The sequence below is a fragment of the Massilia sp. P2_C2 genome (assembly GCF_056404615.1).
This window is the reverse complement of sequence record NZ_JBFUDR010000294.1, coordinates 1-7,854: the sequence shown is the minus strand read 5'-3', so window position 1 is coordinate 7,854 and position 7,854 is coordinate 1. Positions and strand designations below refer to the sequence as shown.

The 7,854-nt window shown below is 65.8% G+C and carries 7 protein-coding genes; all 7 read right to left on the bottom strand.

What is annotated here, in order from left to right; translation table 11 throughout:
- A partial coding sequence (locus tag AC1DYX_RS25035; RefSeq protein WP_477263912.1) for an aldehyde dehydrogenase family protein occupies window positions 1–422 on the bottom strand: 422 nt, incomplete at its 3' end.
- Window positions 401–607, bottom strand: coding sequence for a hypothetical protein (locus tag AC1DYX_RS25030; protein WP_477263910.1), 207 nt, complete (start codon window positions 605–607; stop codon window positions 401–403). The genes AC1DYX_RS25035 and AC1DYX_RS25030, both read right to left, overlap by 22 nt.
- Window positions 608–758: 151 nt before the next feature.
- A complete protein-coding gene (locus tag AC1DYX_RS25025; protein ID WP_477263914.1) occupies window positions 759–1,172 on the bottom strand; it encodes an RNA-guided endonuclease InsQ/TnpB family protein in 414 nt (137 codons plus the stop codon).
- Window positions 1,173–1,276: 104 nt separating this feature from the next.
- A complete protein-coding gene (locus AC1DYX_RS25020; protein ID WP_477263908.1) occupies window positions 1,277–1,807 on the bottom strand; it encodes a DUF488 domain-containing protein in 531 nt (176 codons plus the stop codon).
- Between the two features lie 105 nt (window positions 1,808–1,912).
- Entirely contained in the window at window positions 1,913–3,250 is a 1,338-nt protein-coding gene (locus tag AC1DYX_RS25015) for an HlyD family type I secretion periplasmic adaptor subunit (RefSeq protein ID WP_477263906.1), read from the bottom strand.
- A 47-nt stretch (window positions 3,251–3,297) separates the two neighbouring features.
- Window positions 3,298–4,995: a type I secretion system permease/ATPase gene (locus AC1DYX_RS25010; RefSeq protein ID WP_477263904.1), complete on the bottom strand. Its 1,698-nt coding sequence runs from the start codon at window positions 4,993–4,995 to the stop codon at window positions 3,298–3,300.
- 24 nt (window positions 4,996–5,019) lie between these two features.
- A partial coding sequence (locus AC1DYX_RS25005; protein ID WP_477263902.1) for an Ig-like domain-containing protein occupies window positions 5,020–7,854 on the bottom strand: 2,835 nt, incomplete at its 5' end.

Genomic DNA, 7,854 nt, shown 5'->3' with positions numbered 1-7,854 from the left:
CCGCATGGTTGGCGCACGCCCATGGCAAGCGACCCGGGAACGTCGGATGGAATGAATTCGTCGGCGATCCGTGCCGTCGCCGCCGCCGCATCGCGCAGCATGTTGGTGGCCTGCGTCACGTTGAATCGGTGCCAGGCGGGGGCACCGCCGGCCTCGCTCGTTGCCGCTTCGACGATACGCCCGCGCAGAGATTCCATCGCCTCGGCCGCGCCAAGCAGCAGGGCACGGCGTGCACTCGGCGGCATGGCGGACCAGCCCGGGAACGCGGCGTGCGCGGCCGCGACGGCCGCATCGACGTCGTCGAGGGTGGCGGCCGCGGCGCGCGTGGCGACGGCACCGGTGGCAGGGGTGCGGCGCTCGTATGCGGCGCCGTTGGACGCCGGACGTGCCTGCCCGGCGATCAGCAGATCGGKAACGAACATCGGAGGACTCCTGGATTGGCTCTGGCCGAAGATAACGCGTGCGCCAGTTCGATGACTTCATCGCTCAGCCGCCCCTTCGGCACGGCCTTGTTATTGCGTTTTTCCGGCCGGTTCAACGTGATCCAACCGATGCCGGGTTCGACCTCGACCTGCTCGGTCTGCCAGCGGCCAGTGTATTTGGACATGACAATGTCTCCTGAAGTGTGTGGGTAGTATCAGGCGTCCTGATATGTCGATTATATTAAATCTAACTACATGTATTGACAAGCAATTTTTGATGTCGCAAAGAAATATTGCCGAGCCCGCCGCGGCGAACAATCGAACCACGATGCTCTGCTATTGAAAATCTGAGCACAAGTGCTCACCGTCGTCTTCCTGCCCCGAGCCGTCCTGCTGACCGTGCTCGTGCCTGACAGGCGTGACTTTCCCGCCTCCCGCCGGCCCATCGCCRGCGGCAGTGCCCGGCGTCACCGCCGGACTCGCCACTGGTAGCACAGTTTGCGTCGCGAGGGCGCCGGTTGCGAGCCGTTGCAGATTGACCGCCGCGTTCACGTCGCGGTCGTGATGCGCGCCGCACGCGGCGCAGGTCCAGGTGCGTTCGTACAGACCCAGCGCGGCGTACTTGTCGCCGCACGCCGAGCACAGCTTGCTCGACGGATACCATCGGTCGGCCAGCACGAGTTGAGTACCGTAGCGCGTGGCCTTGTATTGCAGCTGGCGCCTGAATTCATAAAAGCCGACGTCGCTGATCGCGCCTGCCAGGTGGCTCGTCGCTCGAGGTGTTCATGGCGGCGACCCGGGTGATGGACCCGGAGAGCGCCGCACGGATTGCCGCGCAGGTGGGCTGAGCGCCGCTATTCTTCCTGCTGCCCGGGCGGGTACGTGATGGAGAGGCCCTCGACGTGCGCGAACGGCGTCAGCTTGTGCGGCCGGCGCTGGCGCGCGTCGATGATGTCGTCGACGGGAATCCCGCGCACGAGCAGGGCGTCGGCCACGAGCGAGCGGTGGCAGCGCCACGGCACCGCTTCCGCGCACATCAGCGCGCACGTCCGGCTGGCAGCCAGTTCGATCACGGCATCGACGTTTGCGGCGAACTCGTCGGTCTGCATGTAGTCGGCGTAGCCGCGGAACGAGGTGTTGCGCCAGCCGGCGTTTTCCGAATCCTTGCGCGGCCGGCGCAGCCCGCCGAGGCCGCGCAGGTAGCGGTATTCGATGCCGGCGTCGGCCAGCGACGGCGCGAGCTGGTCCTGGCCGAACTGCGGATTGTGGCGCGACTTCGGCACCGTGCGGATGTCCAGCAGGCAGGTGATGCCGTTCTGGCGCAGCAGGCCGATGAAATCGTCGATCGAGCGGTTGGAATGGCCGATGGTGCAGACGGGGAACATGCGCGTGTCTCGCAGTGGTCGTGCGGTTATTCTGGCACGAAAGGCGCGGGAGGCAGCGCACGCCCGGGCGCCAGTGCTGCGTCGACCTGACCGACTTTCAAAGGGTCACCGTTCCCGTCCCGCATGCCGCAACACCTCGGTGATGGGCTCCAGCAGGTACTGCAGGGGCGTGCGCTCTCCGCCCTTGATGTACACCTCGGCCGGCATGCCAGCCAGCAGCTTCAGGTCGCCGGCGCTGGCCAGCGAAGCGGCATCGGCCTCGATCAGGGCCGAGTAATACGGCATGTTGGTCGTACGGTCGACCAGGCGGTCGGCGGAGACATAGATCAGCTTTCCATGCACCAGTTGCGTGGTGCGGTAGCGGAACGCCGTGAAACGGATCTCCGCGGCCTGGCCCTGCTGCAGGCGGTTGATGTCCTCGGTCCGGATGCGGGCCTCGGTGACGAGCCGCGATGCCCTGGGGACGATCTCGGCGATCGTCTCGCGCGGCGGGATCACGGTGCCCGGCGTTGCATACTTCAGGTCGATCACTTCGCCCGCCGCCGGCGCCGTGATCACCTGACGCGCCGACGCATCCAGTGACTTGCGCAATTCCTGCTCGGTCTCGGTGACCTGGCCGGCGGTGGCCTTGAGCTGGTCGCTGGCCTGCTGCCGGTATTCGCCTTCCAGCGCTCGAATACGCAGGTCCGTGTCGACCATGCGCTGGCTTGCACGTGCAAGCTCCGAACGGCGCTCCTCGATCTTGACGCCGTAGTCGGCCACGCTGGCTTCCACCTGGGCGATGCGGGTCGCCGCGATATAGCCATCCTTGAGCAGCTTGCGATTGTTTTCCAGGTCGTGCTTCTGGAACGCCATCGATGCCTCGGCCTGCCGGATCTGTGCCTGCAATGCCACGATTTCTTCGGCGATGCGCTCGCGCTGGGTGCGCAGCAGGCCCACCTGGCTGGACAGGGCGTCGCGCCGGGCGCGGAACAGGGCAAGCTCCTTGGCCAGTTGCTCGGCCAGCCGCACGTCCGTCCTTGCTGCCGCCTGCAGCTCCGGCGCAAAGCTCACGTCGGCAGCCATGGACTGCTCCGCCTCCAGCCGCGCCAGGCTGGCCCGCCCGGCCATCACCCGATAGCCGAGCCGGTTCCGGTCCGCATCCACCGAGACATCGCCCAGCACCAGCAGCGGCTCGCCCTGGCGCACCTGCTGGCCGTCGCGCACGAGCACCTGGCGCACGATGCCGCCCTCGGCATGTTGTACCGGCCGCCGGTTGAGATCCACTTTCACATAAGCCGGCGCCACCACCGCGGAGGACAGCGGCGCCAGGCACAGCCATGCCAACACGGGCAGGAGCCCGCCCACCAGTACGACGCCGCCCCAGCGCCCGAGCCGGTGGGCTTCTTCCACGTGAGGGATGATGAAATCGTTGGCCGCATCGGTTCGCATCGGAATGTTCATATCGTTCTCGCTCGCTCGCTTCATTCATTCGATAGTGGGCAGGCCGCTCAGGCGGCGTCCTGCACGCCGCGTGGCATCGCCACGACCTGGCCGCCGGCCGGCTGGTGCATCGCCTGCAGCACCTCGGCCACGTTGCCGTAATGCTGGACGCGCCCGCCTTCCAGCACCAGCATCTTGTCCATGTGCTGCACCAGCGTGCTGCGGTGAGTGACCACCACGACCGTGACCTCGCCCTTCAAGCCCTTCAGCGCCTCGCCCAGCGCCATTTCGCCGGCGCCGTCCAGGTTGGAATTCGGCTCATCCAGCACCAGCAGTCTGGGGTCGCCGTACAGGGCACGCGCCAGGGCGATGCGTTGGCGCTGGCCAGGCGAGAGCATCATGCCGGTGGCGCCGATCATGGTGTCGTACCCATTCGGCAGGCGCAGCACCATGTCGTGCACGCCGGCACGCTGAGCTGCCCGTACCACCGCGTCCGCATCCACCTTGCCGAGGCGGGCGATGTTTTCGGCGACGGTGCCAAGAAACAGTTCGACGTCCTGCGGCACATAACCCAGGTGCGGCCCAAGCTGCTCGCGGTCCCATTGCGCCAGGTCGACATGATCCAGCCGCACCACGCCGGCATTCGGTTGCCACAGGCCGGTCAGCAGGCGCACCAGCGTGGACTTGCCGGCACCGCTGGAACCGACGATGGCCAGCGCTTCTCCCGGCTCCAGGCTCAGCGAGACGCCGGACAGCAGCATGCTTTCGCTGCGGGCCGGCCGGTACACCAGGCCGGTGGCTTGCAGCCGGCCCGTCGGCGCCGGCAGCGGCATGCGCTCCGGCTGGCTGTCGACCGCATCCAGCAGGGCGCTGGTGCGGGCATAAGCCAGCCGACCCTCGGCCAGCACCTTCCAGCTGGCCACCACTTGCTCGACTGGCGACAGCGCCTTGCCCAGCAGGATGGTCGTGGCGACCATGATGCCGGCCGTACCTTCGCCGCTGATGACAAGCCAGGCACCCAGCGCCTGCATCAGGATCTGCACCATTTGCCGGGTGGCCCGGGTGGCTGCGGCCATCGCGACCGTGCGCCGGGCCGTGGGCCGCTGCAGCGTGGTCACCCTGGCATTCAGCTGGCGCCACCGCGTGACCAGGGCGCCGGCCATGCCCAGCGACTGCGCCACTTCGGCGTTCTGCATCGAGGCTTCCAGGTAACGGGTGGACTTGGCCGCTTCCTGCTGGAGCGCCTCGATGCTCTTGCGGGTGAGACGGTCATTCACGACCGCCAGCCCGAGCATCAGCACGGATGCCGCCAGCGCCGCCACGCCGAGCCAGACATGGGCCAGCCAGATGACGGCGACATAGATCACGGCCCAGGGAATGTCGAACAGCGCGAGCAGCCCCTGGGCCGAGAGCAGGTTGCGCAGCGCGCCGACATCGCGCAAGCCTTCCTGGCCCGATTGCGCCGCGCCGGCAGCCGAGCGCGCCAGCATCACGCGGGTCACCACCGGAGAAAGCTGTTCGGCGACCATGTTGCCGGCCACACCCTGCAGCCGGCTGCGCAGGTAATCCAGTACCATCGACAGCCCGAGCGCGACCGCCATCCCGATTACCAGCATCAGCAGGGTTTCGCGGCTCTGGCTGGTGAGCACCCGGTCGAACACCTGCAGCATGAACAGGGCAGGGGCCAGCAGCAGCAGGTTGGTGAAGAAGGACAGAGCCGCGATGAACACGAGCGGGCGGACGAGCAGTTGCAGCAGGGGCTTCATGGTTGCGATATCCTTCTTACTACATCAGCCAAGCTTGATGTCGTGATGATCGATGGACGCCGGGTGTTGCTCCGTTCCCCCGAGCACGGCGAACACCGTGCGTCCACCCACGGTATCGGCGCCATCGGCGTCGTAGTACAGGTTGCCGGTCTGGCTGTCGTAGATCACGTGGACCGCGGCCTCCAGCGTGACCGAGCCGCCGCTCCCATCGCCCACTTCGGCGAACTGGGTCGCGTCCAGGCTGCCATCGGTGGCGAACAGGCTGCCGAATACCTGTTGCGACAGCAGCAGATGGTCGGCGTCGCCATTGGCCTTGAAGTCCAGGATGGTGTCGAAATTGCCGGCACCATCCGGGACGCTGTCGAAGACGAAGGTATCGGCCCCGCCGCCGCCGAACAGCAGGTCGTTGCCCGCGCCGCCGGCCAGGATGTCGTCGCCGGCACCCGTGACCAGGATATCCGTGCCCGCGCCGCCATGGAGGTTCTGGTTGGCATCGGCCACATTCGCGGTCACCAGCATGCCGCCCGCCTGGTCTGCACTGCCGTGGAAGCCGGCATGGTCAAAGCTGCCCTGCAGCGCGAGGTGGGCGACGCTGCTGCCGTCGCTGATCGTCAGCACGCCGCCGCCGGCCGACGTACCGGCGGCGTAAGCGATGGTGGTGCCGCCGTTCACTGCGATGTCGCTCAAGTGCAGCGTAGCGTTGCCGCCGAAGCCTGCGATGCTGCCGCTGAAGTGATCGGCATCGCCAAGCGTCAGGGAGCCCGCCCCGCCCTGCTCGAAGCTGACCGCCACGTTGGCCGCGCCATCAAGCGAGAGCGTCGAACTGCCGCTGATCTCCGCGCTGCCGGACCCGGTCACATTGCCATGCACCGTGACATTGCCGCCGTTGGCCCACAGGGTACCGCTGTTGTCCAGCGCGCTGTTGATGACCAAGCCGCCGGAACCGGTGGCTTCGAGCGTGCCGGTGTTGGCCACCGTATTGGCGCCAGTGTCGATCACCAGCGCGTGGCCGCCGTCGGCGACGATGGTGCCGTGGTTGTCGAGGGTCATCTGCCCGGCGCCCAGCTGGCCGGCACCTGAGATCGTGTTGTCGACGTTGATCAGCGTTGCGTTCGCTGCCCCACCGAAGATGACGTTGTTGCTGTCGTCCGAGAGCACCACATGACCGCCGGCCTGCAGCGTCACGCTTTCGACCAGGATCTGCAGGTCGGTATCGCTGCCGGTCGAGCCGAGGGCGATCGTGCCGCTGTTCTCGATGACGCCGCCGAGCGGTAGGATCGCGCCGTCGGCGATCGTCATCGTGCCGGTGTTGATCGTCATCGGTTCGAGGTTGAACTCGAAGTTGGCGGCGGTCAGGTCGGCGGCGTGGACGCCGATTACGGTGATGGTCGAGCCGGGGCTCGTCGTGATGACCGCATTGCCGTTCGAATCGTCGACGATGGCCAGGTTGTCGAACCCGCTGACGCCGGTGAAGCCGATCAGGTCGATCTTGTCGACGGAAGCGTCGAAACTGTGCACCACATCGTGTGCGATAGGTTGGGCGAAAACGAGGAGGTCAGCGGCGCTGGAGGCGGTGAGGTTGTCGTCGGCGGAGATGGCGAAGATGGGGGACCCTGGGGCGTAAGCTTCGACGTTGCTCGATATGTAGGCATTTCCTATGCTGCCGTCGGCGTGGCTCCATGTCATGTTGACGCCTAGCACAATGGCGCCGGCGAAGTCTGCGGGAGTAGTTACGGCCAAGGAACTTGGATCATTCGTCTGAACGGACCAAGTGCCGTCGCCGTTGTTTGTTCCCGAACTCAAAGTCCAGTCGGATGGGACACCGTTGATCGTGACCGTGACTAGGTCGGTCGAACAATCGGTCGTCGGATTGGTAAGGGCCAAGTTGATTCCTTCACCTGCAATGCCGGCCGGTGCATCATGTTTGCTGAGGGTCGAGTTTCCAGCGGCATCAACTGCAGTAACGGACACGCTATCGTTTTTGATACTCGTATTCCAAGTGAGAACCCATGTCGTTGAAGTAGGGTGCGTCAACGTGTAGGTACGCGTTCCGTCGCTGTTGTCTATCGCCGTCACGCTAGTGACATCCGTACTGGTCGTTACGGTGATTTGCTTCGGGCCGTTCGAATATGTCCACGTGTTCGTCGGTGCCGTGGTGTCCAACGTGACGCTGTAGTTCGAGCTCGCGCCGCTGACATTGCCTGCCGAGTCGGTTGCCTTGGCATTGAAGGCATAGGTTGTGCCGTTGCTCAGCGTGGCAGTCGTGAAACTCCAGGCGCCTGAACCGTTAGCGGTTGTGGTACCCAGCGAAGTCAAACCATTGAACAACTGCACCGTGCTGTTCGCCTCCGCTGTGCCATTGAGCACCAGCACCGTGTCATTGGTGCTGCCGCCGTTGGACACCGTACCAGTGAGCGGGAGTACATCGTCGATCACACCGGTGATGGTGGGCGCGCTGGGCGTCGTGGTGTCGATTGTCACGTTCAGCAAAGATGATGCCGCGCTGGTGTTGCCGGCGATGTCGGTCTGCGTGGCCGTCAGAGTGTGCGTGCCTTGCGCCAGCGTCGCGCTCGTGATGCTCCAGTTGCCGGACCCGTCGACCACACCGGTGCCGAGCACCGTCGTGCCGTTGGTGTCGAACAGCGTCACCGTGGCGCCCACCTCCGCACCGTTGCCGGTGAAGGTCGGCGTCGTCAGGTTGGTGATGTTGTCGGTGTTCGACGAGCCACTGTCGGATGCAGTCTGAAGATCTGGTGCGCTTGGCGCCCCTGCCGACGAGTCGATGACAACAGTCAATGACGTCGAGGCCGCGCTCGTGTTGCCCGCGATGTCGGTCTGCTTGGCCGTCAGCGCAGAGTG